The organism is Sporosarcina sp. FSL K6-1540 (assembly GCF_038620285.1).
In the GTDB taxonomy this organism is placed as follows: domain Bacteria; phylum Bacillota; class Bacilli; order Bacillales_A; family Planococcaceae; genus Sporosarcina; species Sporosarcina psychrophila.
Map to the genome: position 1 here is coordinate 2,415,898 of NZ_CP152018.1, position 19,142 is coordinate 2,435,039.

The 19,142-nt window shown below is 41.1% G+C and carries 23 protein-coding genes; 14 read left to right on the forward strand and 9 right to left on the reverse strand.

Annotation, left to right across the window (positions count from 1 at the left end; all coding sequences use genetic code 11):
- Positions 1-55: 55 nt before the first annotated feature.
- Positions 56-292, forward strand: coding sequence for a hypothetical protein (locus MKY15_RS11300; RefSeq protein ID WP_342537577.1), 237 nt, complete (start codon positions 56-58; stop codon positions 290-292).
- A 35-nt stretch (positions 293-327) separates the two neighbouring features.
- Here MKY15_RS11300 and MKY15_RS11305 read toward each other — a convergent pair whose 3' ends face one another.
- Positions 328-480, reverse strand: a complete 153-nt coding sequence (locus tag MKY15_RS11305; protein WP_156475954.1) for a hypothetical protein — start codon at positions 478-480, stop codon at positions 328-330.
- A gap of 53 nt (positions 481-533) precedes the next feature.
- Positions 534-737 (reverse strand): YheE family protein, encoded by a 204-nt coding sequence (locus tag MKY15_RS11310; protein WP_067205894.1) that lies wholly within the window; start codon positions 735-737, stop codon positions 534-536.
- Positions 738-808: 71 nt separating this feature from the next.
- On the opposite strand from MKY15_RS11310, the gene MKY15_RS11315 reads away from it, so the two are divergent.
- The 5 genes from MKY15_RS11315 to MKY15_RS11335 all read left to right on the forward strand — a co-directional run bounded on the left by MKY15_RS11315 (position 809) and on the right by MKY15_RS11335 (position 5,320).
- Positions 809-1,201 (forward strand): ferritin-like domain-containing protein, encoded by a 393-nt coding sequence (locus tag MKY15_RS11315; protein ID WP_067205897.1) that lies wholly within the window; start codon positions 809-811, stop codon positions 1,199-1,201.
- Between the two features lie 63 nt (positions 1,202-1,264).
- Entirely contained in the window at positions 1,265-2,422 is a 1,158-nt protein-coding gene (locus MKY15_RS11320; protein ID WP_342537578.1) for a DUF445 family protein, read from the forward strand.
- A 12-nt stretch (positions 2,423-2,434) separates the two neighbouring features.
- A complete protein-coding gene (locus MKY15_RS11325) occupies positions 2,435-2,782 on the forward strand; it encodes a YlbF family regulator (protein ID WP_067205901.1) in 348 nt (115 codons plus the stop codon).
- A 112-nt stretch (positions 2,783-2,894) separates the two neighbouring features.
- A complete protein-coding gene (locus MKY15_RS11330; RefSeq protein ID WP_067205904.1) occupies positions 2,895-4,400 on the forward strand; it encodes a coproporphyrinogen III oxidase in 1,506 nt (501 codons plus the stop codon).
- Between the two features lie 140 nt (positions 4,401-4,540).
- Positions 4,541-5,320, forward strand: a complete 780-nt coding sequence (locus MKY15_RS11335) for an enoyl-CoA hydratase (protein ID WP_067205907.1) — start codon at positions 4,541-4,543, stop codon at positions 5,318-5,320.
- Positions 5,321-5,668: 348 nt separating this feature from the next.
- Here MKY15_RS11335 and mgsA read toward each other — a convergent pair whose 3' ends face one another.
- Both mgsA and MKY15_RS11345 read right to left on the reverse strand, forming a co-directional pair.
- The gene (mgsA, locus tag MKY15_RS11340) at positions 5,669-6,073 is read right to left on the reverse strand and encodes a methylglyoxal synthase (protein ID WP_067205909.1); all 405 of its coding nucleotides are present in this window, start codon (positions 6,071-6,073) and stop codon (positions 5,669-5,671) included.
- 99 nt (positions 6,074-6,172) lie between these two features.
- On the reverse strand, positions 6,173-6,358 hold the full coding sequence (locus tag MKY15_RS11345; protein WP_067205911.1) for a YhzD family protein: 186 nt from the start codon (positions 6,356-6,358) through the stop codon (positions 6,173-6,175).
- Positions 6,359-6,541: 183 nt separating this feature from the next.
- On the opposite strand from MKY15_RS11345, the gene MKY15_RS11350 reads away from it, so the two are divergent.
- From MKY15_RS11350 to yhaM, 7 genes are all read left to right on the forward strand, one after another.
- On the forward strand, positions 6,542-6,739 hold the full coding sequence (locus MKY15_RS11350) for a helix-turn-helix transcriptional regulator (RefSeq protein ID WP_067205914.1): 198 nt from the start codon (positions 6,542-6,544) through the stop codon (positions 6,737-6,739).
- A 2-nt stretch (positions 6,740-6,741) separates the two neighbouring features.
- A complete protein-coding gene (locus tag MKY15_RS11355; protein ID WP_067205915.1) occupies positions 6,742-7,053 on the forward strand; it encodes a hypothetical protein in 312 nt (103 codons plus the stop codon).
- Positions 7,054-7,127: 74 nt separating this feature from the next.
- A complete protein-coding gene (locus MKY15_RS11360; RefSeq protein WP_340741502.1) occupies positions 7,128-8,027 on the forward strand; it encodes an ABC transporter ATP-binding protein in 900 nt (299 codons plus the stop codon).
- Complete coding sequence (locus tag MKY15_RS11365; RefSeq protein WP_342537579.1) at positions 8,020-9,285, forward strand: ABC transporter permease; 1,266 nt, start codon at positions 8,020-8,022, stop codon at positions 9,283-9,285. The genes MKY15_RS11360 and MKY15_RS11365 overlap by 8 nt, the downstream gene beginning before the upstream one ends.
- Before the next feature lie 92 nt (positions 9,286-9,377).
- On the forward strand, positions 9,378-10,598 hold the full coding sequence (locus tag MKY15_RS11370; protein ID WP_342537581.1) for a DNA repair exonuclease: 1,221 nt from the start codon (positions 9,378-9,380) through the stop codon (positions 10,596-10,598).
- Positions 10,599-10,607: 9 nt separating this feature from the next.
- Positions 10,608-13,508, forward strand: a complete 2,901-nt coding sequence (locus tag MKY15_RS11375) for an AAA family ATPase (RefSeq protein ID WP_342537582.1) — start codon at positions 10,608-10,610, stop codon at positions 13,506-13,508.
- Positions 13,505-14,443: a 3'-5' exoribonuclease YhaM gene (gene yhaM / locus MKY15_RS11380; protein ID WP_338653546.1), complete on the forward strand. Its 939-nt coding sequence runs from the start codon at positions 13,505-13,507 to the stop codon at positions 14,441-14,443. The genes MKY15_RS11375 and yhaM overlap by 4 nt, the downstream gene beginning before the upstream one ends.
- A 944-nt stretch (positions 14,444-15,387) precedes the next feature.
- Here yhaM and MKY15_RS11385 read toward each other — a convergent pair.
- Complete coding sequence (locus tag MKY15_RS11385; RefSeq protein WP_340741506.1) at positions 15,388-16,299, reverse strand: peptidylprolyl isomerase; 912 nt, start codon at positions 16,297-16,299, stop codon at positions 15,388-15,390.
- A gap of 144 nt (positions 16,300-16,443) precedes the next feature.
- Here MKY15_RS11385 and MKY15_RS11390 point away from each other — a divergent pair, with 144 nt between their 5' ends.
- Positions 16,444-16,545 carry a YjcZ family sporulation protein gene (locus tag MKY15_RS11390; RefSeq protein ID WP_082786481.1) on the forward strand — a complete coding sequence of 34 codons (102 nt, stop codon included), beginning with the start codon at positions 16,444-16,446 and terminating at the stop codon, positions 16,543-16,545.
- An 84-nt stretch (positions 16,546-16,629) separates the two neighbouring features.
- On the opposite strand, the gene MKY15_RS11395 is transcribed toward MKY15_RS11390, so the two are convergent.
- The 4 genes from MKY15_RS11395 to MKY15_RS11410 all read right to left on the reverse strand — a co-directional run bounded on the left by MKY15_RS11395 (position 16,630) and on the right by MKY15_RS11410 (position 19,068).
- Positions 16,630-16,815, reverse strand: coding sequence for a hypothetical protein (locus MKY15_RS11395; protein WP_067205932.1), 186 nt, complete (start codon positions 16,813-16,815; stop codon positions 16,630-16,632).
- A gap of 60 nt (positions 16,816-16,875) precedes the next feature.
- Entirely contained in the window at positions 16,876-17,484 is a 609-nt protein-coding gene (locus tag MKY15_RS11400) for an HTH-type transcriptional regulator Hpr (RefSeq protein ID WP_067205934.1), read from the reverse strand.
- Between the two features lie 347 nt (positions 17,485-17,831).
- Entirely contained in the window at positions 17,832-18,194 is a 363-nt protein-coding gene (locus MKY15_RS11405; protein ID WP_067205937.1) for a YtxH domain-containing protein, read from the reverse strand.
- 349 nt (positions 18,195-18,543) lie between these two features.
- A complete protein-coding gene (locus MKY15_RS11410) occupies positions 18,544-19,068 on the reverse strand; it encodes a tryptophan transporter (RefSeq protein ID WP_067205940.1) in 525 nt (174 codons plus the stop codon).
- Positions 19,069-19,142: the final 74 nt, after the last annotated feature.

The following is a 19,142-nucleotide window of genomic DNA, read 5'->3' on the forward strand; positions in this document are numbered from 1 at the left end:
GGTGTCAGAAAAATCTGGTTCATTAGTGGTATAATAAATAAAAAGGGGTGTTCTTATGGGCATTACCATTATAGCTGTTGTTGCCATTGTATTGGGACTCGGAGGTATGGTGTTGATTGGTTTTGCAATCTACAAGACACTTTTTAATAAGAAGAAGTCAGGAAATATGTTTACGCCTTTTATGCCTTATGACGATATGACGAGGGGAACAAATGACACGAACAGTAATAAGTACTTGGAAGAAGATACAAGGCACGCGGTTGGCATAGAGGAAACGAGAAATGTAGAATAACAAAACTCCCTGCATACAATATGCAGGGAGTTTTGTTATTCACCGCGTCTGGCTTGTGTTTCTTTCCAGGCATTTTGTTCTTCTGGTACTCGACTCTTATCTTCAAAGACATTTTCAGTTTTCTGATCTTGTACTTTTAACTGTTCCTTTTCTTTACGCAACTCTTCAGGGGATTTTTCTTTATTCATACTGCGCCTCCTTAATACGTCATGGAGGACAGTATTCCCGAAGTTTTCACGAATCAATCATAGACGTGAAAAATCATCAATTCATGAATCATTTTTTTCAAATTGTCTTCTTCAGGAGGCGTTTCTCCTGTCCAAACAATGACACCCTCAGGTAAATAGTCACCGGTATACCTCGTATTGCGGAAGAAAAATGAGAATGTCCAACCCGGTAATTGTGTATTGTCAAACATCGGTTTAAAACTGAAATGTTGTAGCATGTAAATAACTCCTCTCATAAGACGCTACCCGACCGCATAATATCAAGAAAAGAAAGCGAAAGGGTGCTGACTTGTTTGTTGATAAATTAAAGCAGGCCATCGAGGATGAGTACAAAGATTATTATTTTTATAAATCAATGCACGACATGACCAATGATCCGCTTTGGCAAGACTTCCTCAGACATATGTATGAAGATGAAAAAAGCCATTATGAAATGTTTCAACAGCTCTATTATATGATGACGGGGACATTTGTACCAAATCCAAAGAGACCGTTGCCTTGTTATAACTTAAAAGAGTGTGTTCAGCGGGCATTGGTGAGTGAGCTTGAAGCGGTTGAAATGTATAAGGAAATGCTACTAACCGTTCCTTTTCAACAGGCCTACAATCCATTTTTCATCGCAATGCATGATGAAATGGAACACGCTATTCGCATGTCGACAATGTACAACGCACTAAGATAAGTCTTTGAATTTTTCCGTTCGGTTTAGTTCTGCTATAATTAGGACTTAACGATACGGAAAAAGGTGAAGCATTTGGGTATTTTATGGACATTGTTATTCATGGCTTTTATTGGTGCATTAATCGGGGGACTTACAAATCATCTGGCGATTAAAATGCTGTTCAGGCCACATGAAGCGAAATATATTGGGAAATGGCGTTTGCCATTCACGCCGGGATTGATACCGAAACGGCGCGATGAACTGGCAGTGCAACTCGGTAAGACGGTGACGAATTATTTATTAACACCGGAAACGTTCAGAAAGAAATTATTGACGCCTGACATGGAGAAGAAAGCAGAGGATTTCCTCCAACAAAAACTTGAGCAGCATATCCTTCTCTCTGATAAAACATTGAATGACTGGCTTAATACTGCCGGCGCGATGAATGTTGCAGAGAAAGCAGAGCGGAAAGTGTTGGAAGTACTCGATGCCCAGCTTAACGCCGTTCGTGTAAAAATGACGACGGGATCGGTAGAAGAGGTGCTACCGCAAAAGTGGCGGGTAGAAGCTGCAGGGCGCATTCCAGCCATAACAACCTATATTCTAGGAAGGTCGGAAACCTACTTCGAATCAGATGAAGGAAAAGCAATGTTCCATAAAATGATTGATGATTTCCTAGCATCAAAAGGTACACTTGGAAGTATGGTAAATATGTTTTTTGGAGAATCAGAATCGCTTGTTGTAAAAGTACAGCGTGAAGCACTGAAGTTTGTCGCAGCACAAGGGACGTACGATCTTGTGAACACAATTATACTTAATGAATGGGAAAAGCTTCAAAAACGTCCCGTTGAGGAACTTCTCTCAGGATTTGATTGGGATGGGTTGTTCAATTCAGTCCGATCTTATGCAGAAAAAGGACTTGTACTGGAAGCTCGCTTGAATAAGACGATACAGGATTATTGGCCTGCAGGGGCGGAATGGACAGCTGTTAATCTGACGCCGGCGCTGACTAGCTTTGCATTCGAACAGGCAGAAAAACAAATGGAGATATCGCTCCACAAACTTAAATTAGATGATATGGTTAGAGAGCAAGTCGATGCGTTTCCAGTTGCAATACTGGAAGATCTAGTGCTCGGCATTTCAAGACGCGAATTCAAGATGATCACCGTACTTGGAGCATTTCTCGGCGGTTTGATTGGAATCGTTCAAGGCCTTATTGTCTTGGCAACAAATTTATCCTAGGGGGAACAATACATGACAGTGAATATTTACGATGATTTAAACAAATTGGAAGCAACATTCCGAAAAACTGCAGAGTTTTTAGAAGTACAGCAAGCGGTAGAAGAAGTGAAGGTGGATGACGATGCACTAGCGTTGTTCAAAAACTTCCGTAAAATCCAATTGAGCCTTCAGGAAAAACAGATGCAAGGTGAAGAGCCAGTAGCTGAAGAGCTTGAGTATGCTCAAAAGACTGCACAACTTGCGCAGCAAAATCCTAAGATTATGAAAATGCTTGAAGCAGAAATGAAATTGAGTGGCTTGATTGAAGAAGTAAACCGTGTACTGATGAAACCAGTACAACAATTATACGAATCCATCTAAAAACCGGCCTAGGCCGGTTTTTCTTCTTTCACTCCGTAAATTTGCTATAATGATTTTATGTTTATCTAGAGAAAAAACTTCGGTTTTATAAATAGAAAGTTGGGTACTTACAATGCAAAAAATCATCATGAAAGAAAACTACGAACAGGGTTGGATTAGGATGTTTACGCATCTAGCAAACCTTTTCTTTGAACAATCGAAAATAGTCGATGAAGATGAAGAGGGTGCGATACTGGCAAATTTGACGTTGGAACGGACGCTTGATGGACAACTTGTCGGAAAGGCAATCCTTACATGGGACGGTGTGGAATATTCTGCTGAGTTTTCTGAGATAGAAGAGACGGACGATGATAAAGCGATTACCCGCCAGTTAAAGCGGATTTATTCACACGTTTTCCTTGAAACGCTTGAACAAGCAACAGGGATGCATCAATCGTGGGGAATTCTGACAGGGATTCGCCCGATGAAACTGTACCATAAATATCGCCACGAAGGACACAGTACGGAAGAGGCCCAGCAATTGTTAATGAATCGCCATCGGCTCTCGAGCGAAAAAAGCGAACTTCTAGCAAAAATAGCGAATGTGCAGTTGCGAACGGTGCCTGATTTACACGAATTAAAAAATGAAGTAAGTATTTATATAGGCATTCCATTTTGTCCGACGAAATGTGCGTATTGCACATTCCCAGCCTATGCGATTAATCGAAAAAATGGACGAGTCGAAACATTCCTAGACGGATTGCATGAAGAAATCCGAGAAATGGGAAAATGGTTGACAGAGCGAGACATGGCCATTACGACGATTTACTTCGGTGGAGGAACTCCGACATCTATAGAAGCGGAAGAAATGGATGCGCTATATGAAACGATGTATGCTTCATTCCCTAATATGGATAAAGTCAGAGAAGTAACGGTAGAGGCAGGTCGTCCTGATACGATTACGCCCGCTAAAATCGAAGTTCTGAAAAAATGGGGTATTGACCGGATAAGCGTCAATCCGCAATCCTATACAGATGAGACACTAAAAGCAATCGGTCGTCACCATACTGTTCAAGAAACAGTCGATAAGTTCTGGTTGTCACGCGATATGGGCATGAAGAATATTAATATGGATCTCATCATCGGTTTGCCAAATGAAGGAATGGAAGAATTCAAGCATTCACTTGCAGAGACTGAAAAAATGCAACCTGAATCGCTGACAGTTCATACATTGTCATTCAAACGGGCATCTGAAATGACTCGTAATAAAGACAAATACAAAGTTGCTAATCGTGAAACAGTCGAGCAGATGATGAAACTCGGAGAAGAGTGGAACGCTGCAAATGGCTATGAACCGTACTATTTATACCGTCAAAAGAACATTTTAGGCAACTTGGAAAACGTCGGGTACGCAAAGCCTGGTGAAGAAAGTATCTATAACATCGTTATTATGGAAGAGGTACAGACGATCATTGGAGTAGGTTGTGGGGCTTCAAGTAAGTTCATTGACCCTGAAACGGGGAAAATTACGCAGTTCTATAATCCGAAAGATCCGGCAGCTTATATTCTGACGTATGAGGATTCAATCGTGAAGAAGCTCGCTCATCTTGACGCGATTTTTCCAGAGATGGTTAAGTAGAAAAGCGCAAGTGCCTTGATAGACCCTACTCTAGGTAGAAAAACGTATACTTTCTTAGCTCTTAAATAAAGGGTTTACTGAAAAAACACCGAATCTAAGAAGTGAATGGTAATTCATTTCTTACGAAGGGGTGTTTTTTTATGTATACAACTGTCGAATTAAAAAAAGAGGGACGCCTTGCGCATCTTACGTTGAATAGGCCTGCGTCGATGAACGCGATGGATAGTGTCATGATGAAGGAACTAGCAGATGTTTTCGAGGAATTGAAAAGCGATGTGTCAGTTCAAGTTTTGGTAATCCAAGGGGCCGGTCGTGCATTTTCTGCGGGTGGGGATATTAAAGCGATGTTAAATCCGGATAGCCCAATGGATATTGGTAGCGTAATGGTAGACGTGTCACGTCTTGCGAAGGCACTTTATACATTACCGCAAGTTACGATTGCGGTCGTCCATGGTGCGGCGGCAGGACTTGGATTTAGCCTTGTGCTTGGCTGCGATTATATTATTGCGGAAGAGGAAAGTAAACTTGCGATGAACTTTATCGGCATTGGTCTAATTCCAGACGGGGCAGGTCATTTCTTCTTAAAAGAACGCGTAGGTGTGCCTCAAGCGAAAAAACTCATTTGGTCAGGAAAAGTGATGAATGGTCAAGAAGCACTTGAAAAAGGACTCATCGATGAAGTGACTGCACAAGGTACTGGTGCTGAACGCGGCGAAGCGTTTGCTCATAAACTGCTTGCGTCGCCGATTGCAGCAATGATTGCATCGAAAAAAATTCTGCATGCGCAAAAAACGAAAGAACTTGAAAGCATATTGGCAATGGAAAGTGAAGCACAAGTGGCAATGCGGAAAACAGCAGACCACCTAGAAGGTATTCAGGCATTTGTGGGAAAACGTAAGCCGGAATTTATAGGGAAATGATTTTTATGTAATATGGACACTGGTTTAGGGGTGAGTTTTTACGCCATCCTGAATCAGTGTCTTTTCATGTACTAGACATTTTGTGCAATTAACATGTGGCGGTCATAACACGGCTGATGCCGGTCATAATGGAAGTCGTGGCGAGCATAACAGTGCTCATGGCGGTCATAACTGCACCTATGGCGAGCATAACAAGCTCCATGGCGGTCATAAGGAAGAAAGGAAATCAACAATTTGATCCAGCGCTTGCAGTCTGAATCAGCCTGCGTAATTAAAAAAGTACCAAGCATGCATCCGTTGAATAAAAGGATCAGTGCTTGGTACTTTTTATTTTATTTTGAAATGAACTTACTTATATTTATCAAGCATTTCACGCCACGAAAAGTACCCTTTTTCAACAGCGCGAAGTAACAGCTCAGCCGTTGCAATATTCGTAGCGAGTGGGATGCCATAGACATCACAAAGGCGTAATAACGCACTGACGTCGGGTTCATGTGGTTGAGCAGTTAGTGGGTCACGGAAAAACAAGATTAAGTCCAGCTCGCCAGTTGCAATCATTGCACCAATTTGCTGATCACCACCCAAAGGTCCCGAATTAAGTCGGGTTACAGATAAATTGGTTTCGTCCATAATTCTTTTTCCCGTTGTACCGGTAGCAAATAATGTGTATTGCGAAAAGATATATTCGTAGGCAATTGTGAAATTGACCATTTCATTTTTCTTTTCGTCATGGGCAATTAATGCGATTTTCATTTCTCAACACCCTGTCTATTTGTATGATGGAAATGCTTTGTTTCTGTTTAGGATTACATAATAAGTGAAGGGAAGTAAACATCTGAAGTGCAATTTTATTTAGGAATGGAACAATATTAACTTACCTGCCGGAGATGCAAGGCGATGTGTCTTTTCAAGAAGACCCTTATCCTCAAGCATTACTTGGCCTTTTTCTTTTGCTGCTTCGTCCGTTTCAGCTGTGAATGTATCTTCTGTAATTAATTCCCCCGTTGGTTCAAAAGCTGTTAGTTTATATGTTCTCACATAATTCACCCTTTCCACTCTATTTCATTCATTATACTATGAAATATTCTAAAAGGAAATTTGTAAAGGTTGCTTGACATCTCGAGTGCAGTAAAGTAACCTTTACGTAAAGTTACCTTTACAATTGTCGGTGTCTTGACTCTGGGCGCCCTACGCTTTTCGTATGAAGGGGGGAGCATTGGAATGAATAACTTGATAAAGGAAATGCGGACTGCAATGGGGCTAACGCAAGATGATCTGTCGGAGAAACTGGAAGTTTCGAGACAGACGATTATTTCCCTCGAAAAAGGTAGATATAACCCATCACTGACATTAGCGTTCAAACTTGCGAAGTTATTCAATTGTCGCATTGAAGATATTTTTACACCAGAGGAGGATTGAAAATGTACGAAGGGTTTAATATATGGGTATTTCTTGCAGGGCTGCCGCTTGCTGTAGTCATTATTTTCATTACTATGTTAATAAATCGGAAAAGGGGAAAGAAAGAACGATGGTTTGACGAACGATATAGAACGATTCATCAACATGCCCGTTCAATTTCGTGGTGTGCGACAACCGTTGCGATACTCATTGCTTGGGCAGTTATCATTATTGTTGAAGGACCGCAACTTGCATTTTTCATTCTAACGGGAATTTGGGTAGTGCACATGGCGTCGTATGCGATTGGTACAGCAATCGCCAGTAGTAAAAACTGAAAAACAAAAAAAGTGAAACTTCAGAGTGCTAGATACGTATAGTTAATATTGGGTAAAACGAAAGGGGTAATCAAATGTCATTGCTACTTGAAAATGTAACGAAACGATTTGGAGATTTCACGGCGGTTGATGATTTGACGCTGTCTGTAGGTAAAGGCACGATGTACGGTTTTCTTGGAGCGAACGGTGCAGGTAAGACGACGACATTTCGGATGATTCTTGGTCTATTAAATGCGAATGAAGGACGGATTACGTGGAATGGGAAACCGATTTCTTACGCAACAAGTCCTGAGATTGGTTATTTACCGGAGGAACGCGGCCTTTATCCGAAAATGAAGGTGGAAGAGCAACTGATTTTTCTAGCACAATTACGTGGTATGACAAAGTCGGATGCCAAGACAGCTATGAATAAATGGCTGGAACGAATGGAAATCACTCACTATGCCAATAAAAAAGTTGAAGAACTATCAAAAGGAAATCAACAAAAAATCCAAGTAATTGCATCTCTCATGCATAATCCTCAACTGTTAATTCTAGATGAGCCATTTTCAGGGTTGGACCCGGTAAACGTTGAGATGTTGAAAGAGGCGATAATTCAATTTCGTAATGATGGTGCAACTATCGTATTCTCGAGCCACCGCATGGATCATGTCGAAGAATTGTGTGAGCAACTTAGTATCATCGATAAAGGTAAGCAAATCGTGAGCGGGACACTCCGCGATGTGAAGCGGTCATATGGCAAGCAGAACGTACGCATAAATTCAGACAATGATTTAGCACATCTGAATGCGATTGCAGGTGTTACATCTGTCCATAAGTCGGTTGAAGGGGCACTCTACCAGGTCGAATCTGAACAAGTGGCCAATGATTTGTTGACGGCCGCATTAAAGTCGGGCCCGATTCGCCATTTTGGGATTGAGGAACCTTCGCTACAAGACATTTTCATCGAAAAGGTGGGGAAACAGCATGCGTGAATTCATGATCATTTTTAAACAGGCATTTACGACAAAAGCGAAAACGAAATCGTTCATTATAACAACATCCATCATGATTGCGGCGGTTTTCCTTTTTGCTAACATGGAAAAAATCATTGATACCGTTAAAGGTGCCACGGGCGGAGATAAAGATTCTGCGGAAGTGCTGCAAGTACTCGATGAAAGCGGTGTTCTTGCGGAGCGGTTGAAAATGCAACTAGAGTCAAATGAATCAGGTATTAAGGTAGAACTGTCCAGTAAATCGGAAAATGCGCTTACAGAACAAGTGAAAGAGGGAGAAATCGATTCGTTCGTGACGCTTGGACTTGATGTCACAAATACAATTCAAGCGAACTACATCTCGATGAGTGCCATGGACTTTTCTCTTCCAATGATGCTAGAAGAAGCACTTAAGTCGATTCAAACGGAAATGAAAGCGGAGGAGCTCTCACTGTCTGGTGAGCAAGTACAGACACTATTCGCACCTATCCAATTTGAACAGCAATCTGTATCTCCGTCAGCGAAATCACAAGAAGAATTGAGCCAGGCACGTGGTCTCGTCTATGTACTCATGTTTCTTATTTACTTTGCAGTCATCGTTTATTCAAGTATGATCGCGACAGAAGTTGCGGCGGAAAAATCATCGCGTGTGATGGAAATTCTTATCTCAAGCGTATCACCAGTTAAACATATGTTTGCAAAAGTACTTGGCATTGGATCGCTTGGTCTTTTGCAAATGGTATTATTGGGTCTGGCAGGATATATTGCATTGAAAACAACAGGTTCTGAAATGGCAGATGGCTTCTTTTCCGTCTTCGGCTTTTCGAATATGAATGTGGGAACGCTTGTCTATGCGCTAGTTTTCTTCCTGTTGGGCTATTTCCTCTTCGCGACGCTGGCAGCTCTTCTTGGCTCACTTGTCAGCCGCACGGAAGATGTACAGCAGATTATCATGCCAATGACGTTGCTAATCGTGGCAGGGTTCATGATTGCGGCAACTGGGCTAGGAAACCCTGAAATGGCCTATATAAAATATGCTTCGTTTTTCCCGTTCTTTGCGCCACTCGTCATGTTCTTACGCGTTGGTATGTTGGAGTTACCAGTATGGGAACCGCTATTGTCAATTGCGATTATGCTTGTGACAATTTTCCTTTTGGGCTTCTTCGGAGCACGTGTTTACCGCGGTGGTGTTCTCATGTACGGACCGTCTCGTTCGTTGAAAGATATTAAAAAAGCAATCCAGCTCGGAAAAGAATAAGTGAGATATAGAAAGACTCTGATTAATTCGCAGAGTCTTTTTATTTATGGTAAAATAGGAACAAGTATTCGCCGAATGAAGGAGGGACTAACTTGTCAACAATCCGATTTATCCACACAGCCGATTTGCATCTCGACAGCCCGTTCAAAGGCATGACTGGCTTACCAACAGATCGCCTGAATAATTTACGTGACAGTACCTTTGCAGCATTTACTAAGTTGATTGAGCACGCAGTCAAAACGAAACCGGATTTCATGTTAATCGCGGGTGATATTTACGATGGGGAAGATCGGAGTTTACGTACGCAGATGAAGTTCCGGGAAGGGATGGTGAAATTGGATACAGCAGGCATTCCAGTATTCATTTCACATGGCAATCACGACCATCTTGGCGGAAGATGGACAAGATTTGACCTGCCTCCGAATGTGCATGTTTTCGATGAGCATGTTGAAACAGTGCGTCTGACCGTGGATGGTCAAGAAGTGTTGATTTCTGGGTTTAGTTATCAGGAAAGGCATATCCGTGATAAAGTGATTGACCGTTATCCTGTAGCTGAAGGTCAGGATGCGATACATATCGGGATGTTGCACGGTAGCTTGGCGGGAGATGAAACACATGCCGTTTATGCCCCATTCACTAAAAATGAGTTGCTAGCTAAGCGGTATGATTACTGGGCGCTCGGGCATATCCATGTGAGGCAACAGCTGCATGAAACGCCTCCAATCGTTTATCCGGGAAATTTACAGGGGCGTCATCGCAATGAGCGTGGTACAAAGGGATTCTATGAAGTTGAACTCTCGAAAACAACAGCATCTCTTCATTTCATCCCGGCATCAGCAATTGTCTTTGATAGACTCGAATTGCCTTGTGCAGGAATGAGTCATGCGAATGAGTGGCTGACGGCATGTTCGGAAGTGCTAGAGTCATTTAAAGAGCACAATGGCGCGGGAATTGTGGAGCTGTTGCTGACTGATATCGATCGTGAAGCTGCGAATCTATTCAGTCAATCGCCGGAGGGAGAATGGTTGGAGGTCCTGCGTGATTATGTGGGTGAAAGCGAACCCTATGTCTGGGTGCAGAAGATTACATTTGCGAGTCAGTTGAATCCATCTATTGCATCAAGTGCACTGATGCAATCAGTTGCTGGGATGATTGATGGTTGGACGACGGAAGACTGGAAGGATGTTTTAAAAGATGTTTACCAGCATGCGCGTGGCGTCAAATATCTGGATGTTTTGACTGAAGATGAAATAGATGAAGTGAAAGCCGGAGCAACAGCATTGTTGGCGGCGGAAATGTCAGGAATGGAATGAGGTGTTTACATGAAAATTGAAAAACTAAACATTTATGGATTTGGAAAACATGAAAATGTCACGGTGGATTTTGGACAAGGGATCTCTGTAGTTTATGGATTGAATGAAGCTGGGAAAACGACTATTCAGCAGTTCATCCTGCATATCTTATTTGGATTTCCTGCGAAAAATAATGCGCTTTTACGCTACGAACCGAAATCGGGCGGCAAGTACGGTGGGCAAGTTCATATTATAGATGAAACATATGGGAAATGCATCGTCGAACGGATCCGTGGAAAATCTGCTGGTGATGTTACCGTCTATTTCGAAGATGGAACAAAGGGTGGAGAAGAGCAATTGAACACGCTACTTCGCCAGTATGACCGTGCTTCATTCGAATCCATATTTTCATTCTCTTTGTTACAGTTGCAGGGATTTGAAAAAATGGATGAAGACGAATTAAGCAGGACACTTCTTGCTTCGGGGACTACTGGTGTTGACTCTTTGTTACAGCTTGGAAATCGAATGGAAAAAGAACTGGGAGATTTGTTCAAAAAGTCGGGAAGAATTCCGGAGATGAACGTCAAGATCATGGAACTTCGGGAATTGGAAATAGAGTTGAAAGAAGAGCAGGAAAAAGTGGGAGAATATGCACCCTCGATTGAACGAATACGGGAAATCGATGACTTGCTTACAGAGTTGCGAGGACAGGAAGCGGAACTTATGCAAGAATCACAGAAGCTCGCTCTCGTGCGACAGCTACTCCCCCTTCATCAAAAGAAACAAGCATTGGATGCAAGACTATCGCAATTAAGTGAAATAAACTTTCCCACAGATGGTATCAGGCGCTATGAAATGCTTGCGGGGAAGTTAACGGAAGCCGAAGCTACTAAACGACGATTGGAAGAAGAATTAGCAGAGCTAATGAAACGAATGCCTGAACAGCACGAATTTGAACGCATTGCTGAACTTGAAATTTTACTGGCGAAAGAAACAGAGTGGCATAGATGGCAAACAGCGGTTACTTTTGAAGAAGAAAACGTGAGTCAGCTAACTAGTTCAAAGAGACGTCTGCTTGATAGACTTGGTGTCAAAGGGCTTGAAGCGGAAAATACTATTTTGGATGCAGATGTTTCAATCCAAAAGGAAGAACAGATGCACAAAATTATTCAAGAACTTACTGAAGGCGATCAGCAAATTGGCTTTGTGAATCGCCAACTCATCCAAGTGGAAAATGAGTTAGGTGATACGGAAACTGAAATTGGTGGAATTGAACGCACTGCACCTGCCGTAGAGGAATTAGAACGTGTACTGCAGTGGCCGAAAATTCGTCAGCAACTTGCTGAAGCGAAAGCCTATATTTCACTAAGCAGAAGACCGGTTGAACAGAAATCACTGATGATACCTGCACTTCTTGTCGTACTTGCTGTCGCGTTCATCGTTTTCGGTTTCATCCAAAAAGAATGGTTCATAATTATAGCTGGTGTTATTGTTATAGGATTAGGTATTCTAATTTATTCTGAAAAACAGCATCAAACGCCGGATTCAGCAAAACTGAAGCAGATGGAAAAAATCATTGCCGCATATGATGGAAATGAGCATCAAATGGAAGAACTGACAGACCGAATTGGCATGTATAAGCGCAAGAAAGAAGATTTACAAGAAGCGTTTATGGTACTTGAAAGGAAATTTCAATCGTTGACATCCGAGCTTGAAAATACCTATAGCAATAGACGGAAAATCGAATTGGAACTGGTCGATTTTTTAGGACTTTATGGTTTCGATGAAATACCTTCAACCGGGATTATCCCGGAATTATTCCGTATGATTCGAGAAGTTCAGGAAGTTACTAGAAAGTTGAATGATGCCTTGTTACGGCGACAAACGATTCAACAACAGATTGCTGAAAGGGTAGCAGAAGCTGAAAAAATAGTGCGGAAATTTGCACCACAAGAAACAGTTTATGAGATGCTGAGAAGGGAATTCATTCACCTTAATGAACAGGCAGAAACAATCAGGTCATTGACAGTTGCTTTGGAACGCAAAGAATCAGCGCTGAAAGAGACATCCAGCCTTGTAAACTCGTTGCTGGAAAAAGTACAGGCTCTGCTTGCTGAAGCAGCAGTAGAAACGGAAGAGGCCTTTTACGCCGCATACAATAGCCACCTGGAAGCGTTTCGTTTAAAGGGGCAACTTGAGGATGTCAATGCTCAATTAGCATCATATGGCCCTCTTGAATTGCCTGATGGCGTTGTGGATGAAGAGTTGCGAAAAAAAGTGAATGATATTAGCGGAACACTATCGTCGATTAGCGAGAGGCTAAATGTCTTAATCAATGACAAGGCGGCACTTGTTAACAAAACGGAACGACTACTGACAGATGAAAATTACGGTCGTAAACTGCAACACTTCGAAATGAAAAAATCGGAGCTCGCAGAACTCGTAAAAAAATGGTCTGAGCGCAAAGCGATTACTGAAGCAGTCAGACGAACGATGTCGGAGTTGAAAGAAAAGAAATTGCCAGAAGTACTTGAAGCGGCAGAAAAAATGTTCTGTGAACTGACGGGTGGGAATTATGAATCACTGAGTGTAACGGAGACGGGTCATTTCGAAGTAGTAGCGAAAAATGGAATGCGTTATCCCATTGTAGAGCTGAGCCAGGCTACAAAAGAGCAAGCCTATATTTCGCTTAGATTGGCGCTTGCGGCATCTATAATGAATACCGCACCTTTTCCACTAATGTTGGACGATCCATTCGTTCACTTTGACGAAGAGCGACTTTCGCGTATGATTGAACTACTAGACAATCTACAAAACAAGCATCAGTTCATTTATTTTACATGCCACGAAGCGATGAAGGATAAATGGCAGGGGGCAACAATACTAAACGTTTCCGATATCGGAAGCGAACAGGGAGCGATGGTCTTATGAAGAAAATTGCAGAATATAATGCAGGCGAGCCGTTTGATCTTTTCTTGCTAATTAAGCAATCAACAAAAGGAGTTACCACACAAGGTAAACCGTTTATGACGCTTATTTTGCAGGATAAAAGCGGTGATATTGAAGCGAAGTTATGGGATACAACAGATGAGCACGCGAAAACATATGCCGCAGCATCGATTGTCAAAGTTGGCGGGGAAGTACATGAATACCGTGGGAAAAATCAGTTGCGCATTAAAAGTATACGTCCCGTAAAAGAGGATGAAGGGGTGGCGATTGCCGACCTAGTTCCGTCATCGGCAACAAGTAAAGAAGTGCTATACGAAGAGCTGATGCAGTATTTCTTTGAAATGCAAAATCCACAAATTCAACGAATTACGCGTCATTTATTGAAAAAGCATCAGACAGCTTTCATGACGTATCCTGCTGCGACAAGAAATCATCATGATTATGTATCGGGTCTTATTGATCATGTTGTTTCCATGCTGAAACTTGGAAAATCGTTAGCGGATCTGTATCCATCACTCAATAAGGATTTATTGTACGCGGGAATTATCTTGCATGATGTTGGGAAAGTAATTGAACTTTCAGGTCCAATTGCAACTCAATACACGATTGAGGGGAATCTGCTAGGTCATATTACGATTATGGTCAATGAAATTTCAAAAGCGGCTGACGAACTTGAAATTACAGGTGAAGAAGTTATGCTGTTGCAACATATGGTTTTATCTCACCACGGTAAGGAAGAATGGGGAAGCCCGAAACGTCCAATGCTGAAAGAAGCGGAAATTCTTCATTACATCGATAACATCGATGCGAAGATGAATATGTTGGACCGCGCACTTGGCAAGACGGCTCCTGGTGAGTTCACTGAAAGAATTTTCCCGCTGGATAACAGGTCATTTTATAATCCATCAATTGACTAACCAGTAAATAACGCAATCAACCACAAGGCGCTCCGAGTACAGTTGTTTTAGATCGCTTTGGATTAAACGGCTCCTACACAATTACCGTGATATCTTAATCTATAAGGATGCGACTTTGTCGTATCCCTATAGATTTTTTCGGTAATCGTATGGTGGTCATTCATCCGTCGCCCTTCTAAGACACAAGTACACGAAGTGCTAAAGCTTTTTGGGATGAAAGAATAGTTGGTTCTTATCTGGGTAAAGGCCGCCAAAGATACAATTTTGGCGGCTCACTCCTTCTTTATGGTTTTTTCTTTTTTATTGTCTAGGAGGTTATAAAATCTCGTACCGTGGATGAGTTAGAACATTGAGATTTTACGTCCAGACACTAGTACTTTAGATCTTTTAATGAAGTGTCAATTTCTACAGGATATCACATGTTGCCAAGCCTGATTTTGCTAAGAGTCAGTAAGGAACGCATTGTAGAAAATGTAAGCGTGCCCGAAATTGTATCTTCGGGCACTTATACCTTCTGTGAAAAGTTATCTATTCTTATTTTCCAAGCAATTGCAATTTTTACTAGAACGTTGTAGGTACGCGACAGGCAACTAATCGCAACAGAATTATCGAAAAGGGGGTGGCTAGAAGTGACGAAGTCACTTCTAGCCACCCCCTTTTCCCACGATAAAAATGTAGTGATTAGTTTAGCCGAAAGCGAGCCGAAAGCGAGCCGAAAGCGAGCCGAAAGCGAGCCGGAAACGTACTAGTCCAAATGAAGACTTTTGCACCTACCTTACCAGTATCTTATGCAAGAAAATGGTTAATCAACAGACGTGGAATAACATATATTGAACTAGCAAACACCTCCGAAGGACAGGCGTCTTTTGGAGGTGTTTGTTTGTACATTTAAATACCCCAATAAAAAAAGACCCCTGAAAAGGAGTCTTGAATTGTTATTAGTATTACTTAGATTCTTTATCTGTTTCTGTTTCTTTTTCTACTTTAGGTTCTTCCAAGAATACATCAAGTGCTGATTTCAAATCTTTATCTTCAACTTTTACATCAGCATCTTTCATTAGCTTAGATACTTTCGGGATAATTGTACTTGGATCTGCTTTCTCAAGTTGTATTTCTTTAGTGAGTTTTTCTTTCTCTTCTTTAGTCATTTCCTTAGCTTCGATGTCACGTTTTTCTGTAACTTTAATAATGTGGAACCCGTGTTCCGATTGGACCGGCTCACTGATTGTGTTCACTTCAAGTGCATATGCAGCATCCCAGAATTCTTTGACCATTTTACCGTAGCCAAACCACCCAAGATCCCCACCGGATTCTTTTGCAGCCGGTTCAGTCGAATTCTTTTTCGCTACTTCAGCAAAATCAGCTCCGCCTTCAAGTTCCTTTTTGACTTTAAGTGCAGTCTCTTCATCCGCAACTAGGACGTGTTTGGCATTCAATTCTGTAGCCATCATTTTAACGCGCTCTTCGATTTCCTTATCTGTTACTTCAACGCCATCAGTAAGAGCCGCTTCTTGTAACATGTTGATACGAAGGATTTTTTTCAAGCTCTTCTCAGTGTGACCTTGTTGAGCGATATAAGCATCGAAACCTTCACCTAATTGTTCTTTCATTTCATTGATTGCTGTATCGACTTGCTTATCAGAGATTTTATATTTTGCATCTAATACTTTTTCAAGGACGAGTAGTTGTAATGTTTGTTCACCTTGAGCATCCTTCATTTCGTTATAAAGTTCACTTTGTGTTACATTTCCGGCTTTTGATTTGACAAGAACTTCATCACCGGCATTCTTGTCGCTGCACGCTGAAAGTGCAAGTACAGATGCGGCCATTGTAAGTGCTAAAATAGTTTTTTTCATTTTGAAATCTCCCCTAACTTTTATGTGCAACAGTAGACACTATACCATAAAAACGTATCTAAAACAAAAAGGTTCCCCTAGAATATACTGCCTACAACGAGCCAATTGTTTTGCATAGGATACATAGAGAGAGGGGGTGCTCCTATGAGCGGATATGACCAAGGTTCCCATGGTACTTCGGGATTTGCGTTGATTGTTGTTTTGTTCATTTTATTAATCATTGTCGGTGCAGCCTTCCTGAATTAATTCCAGAAAAGCTCAAGGCGTTAGGCGCTGAGGGTATCGATAATGGAAAAAGTCCATTTCCCGTAAAAAAGGGAATGGACTTTTTTATACTTGTAACAGAATCTCGACGTAAAATGACACGATTAAAATGGTTACAAGAACGTTAACGGTTGTGTATATTTTCTGTTGCTTCTCTTCAGGGATTTCCTTAGATTCGCATAGTGCATACGTCATTTTATTGATTTGAAACAGATATAATAACGAGAACAGAATTGTAATAATAAGGATCAAATCTATTCCTCCTCTTTAACTTCCCAAGGCAATCATAGCAGAAGTCCTTCTAAAATGAAATTAATTTTCCTCTGCGCTAAATACTGGGTTTTTAAGTTCTTCGTTACTTTTCGTATGATTAATAGCCATCATTTCACCGGTGGAGTCATCATATGATTCTTTGATTTTCTCAAAGCCGCGCTCAAATATTTCCATAAAATCTTCCCCATAAATATTTCGGACAACGGACATTACTTCGAGAAATTCTGGGAACTTTCCGTAAAGGTCTTTAATAGGGAGTGATCCCTCTAAAATATCATGTTTAGAATCATAGTAGTTCATGTTCATCTCGAGTATCAGTTTTTCCCCTTCTTCTGTAACTTCAACATATGTATTTCTTCTGTCATCATCTTTTTTATAAAACCGTAAATAATTACGTTCTTCTAGCTTCTTCGAAAAGTTGAAAGCTGTCGAAACATGCATGACTCCAAATTTAGCGATGTCAGAAATGGTTGCGCCTTGAAGATGGTAAGAAATCCATAAAATATGATGCTCATTAATATTCAAGTCATAAGGTTTTATCCACTGCTGCCAATCTTTTTCTACTGCTTTCCAAAGAGCTTTAGACATCTGTGCAACCCTTTGACTGAAAATCATTGCTTCTTTCGGAGAGTACTTTTGCTCTGACATTGGAAACACCTTCTTTCTATATTTTCCCGCTTCTTTTATTATAGCAGAAAAGCAAAGAAGAGAAAAGTAAAAATTGTGAAAAAGCTTTCGATTCAATAATAATATTTGGGGAAATGGGTATGAAAATAAGGAATGCGGCCGTATCCACTAGTTAAAACCTATATAATGTAGGTCTCTCGTGGAGGGTTGACTGCATTCCTTACTGGTGGATAGTATTTACTTTTAACTTTTAACTTGAATTAGCATTCAACCCCAGCTTTTATAAGTGGGAACAAATTCCCTGCTGGTCCAAGCCTCCGAGGGATATTACAAATTTTGGACGCAATTACGCCTAGGCATAATTGACATTACTTTTGCTGTTTTGCGAAGTTCTGCTCAAGCTCTTCAATAGCGGTTTGGATTGCTGCAATTTCTTTTTCCATGCGTTCCCGATTAGATTCCGTTGATTGTTGCCACTGATCTACTGAACCTTTAATTCCATCAATTGCTGTTGGAACTGTTTCTTTTGCTTCTTTCGTAAGGTGGGAAATGGACTCTTTTAAATCATCGACTTTTACTTTTACATCTTTGAACAAAAATTTCATGTCGCTTGAAGCATCCCTGACGGATGTCCGAAGTTGACTTCCCGATTGGGGAGTCGAATACAATACCGTAACAGCAGCTGCAACTGAACCTGCTGCGAGTCCGATGAAAAATGTAGATGCTTTCATTGTATAATACACTCCTTCCTGTTATGAATAGTATTCCTTACTCTAGTTTTATTAAAACATTTAAAAAGTGCCTGAGCAATAAAAACAAGCGCAAGTGACCTGTTTAGACGCTACTTTATATTTTAAACTACATGTGTTGAGTAACCAGTAAATGACTGCTTACTCCTTTTCTATAGCATTTCCTTTTCGAATTAGGGGCAGTGTCACTTTCAATATAGCGTAGCACTGTTACTTGTATGATCTTTTCTTTAGTAAAAGCGGAGGGGTGCCCGAAATTTCATCTTCGGGTATATTATACAGGCGACAAAAAAAGCTCTCCTCGTGGAGACGGAAAGCTTTCGCTAAAATTTCAATTGGAAAATGCAGTTTTAAACGAGGAGCGTTTGACCAAGCCCTTAACAATCGGGTATATCAAGAAAAATGCAATTCCGTTCATCGCAACAGCTGGAAGTACAACCCCCAAGAACAAACCACCGAACGGTAAATCTACTCCAAGAATGAAAATGGCGATTGAAAGGAAGATGCTTCCTGACAATACAGTTCCAATACCTGCGACAACAGTGGAAGCAATCAAGTTACCTGTAACTTTTTTTAGTGAGATAATAATAGCGTAGATTACGAATGCGGTAATGAACTTATCAATTACATTGGGGATGAATCCGCCAGGGAAATTTGAAAAAATACCTGATATAATACCTGTTGTTCCAGCAAGTAACAAAACATTGCGTACTTCAGGGAACAGGAATATGCTGATAAACATCATTGTCAGCATGAAATCCGGTTTCATTCCTCCAGCAATCGGGGGAATAATCAGGTAAAGTGCAGCACCTACAGCAGTCAATAAAGACATTAACACAAGACTTTTCGTTTTCATTTCTAATCTCTCCTCGGCTCATCTAGTATTTTGTGTTTTTCCTGTCGTATCCTCATGATCGACAGCGAAAAACT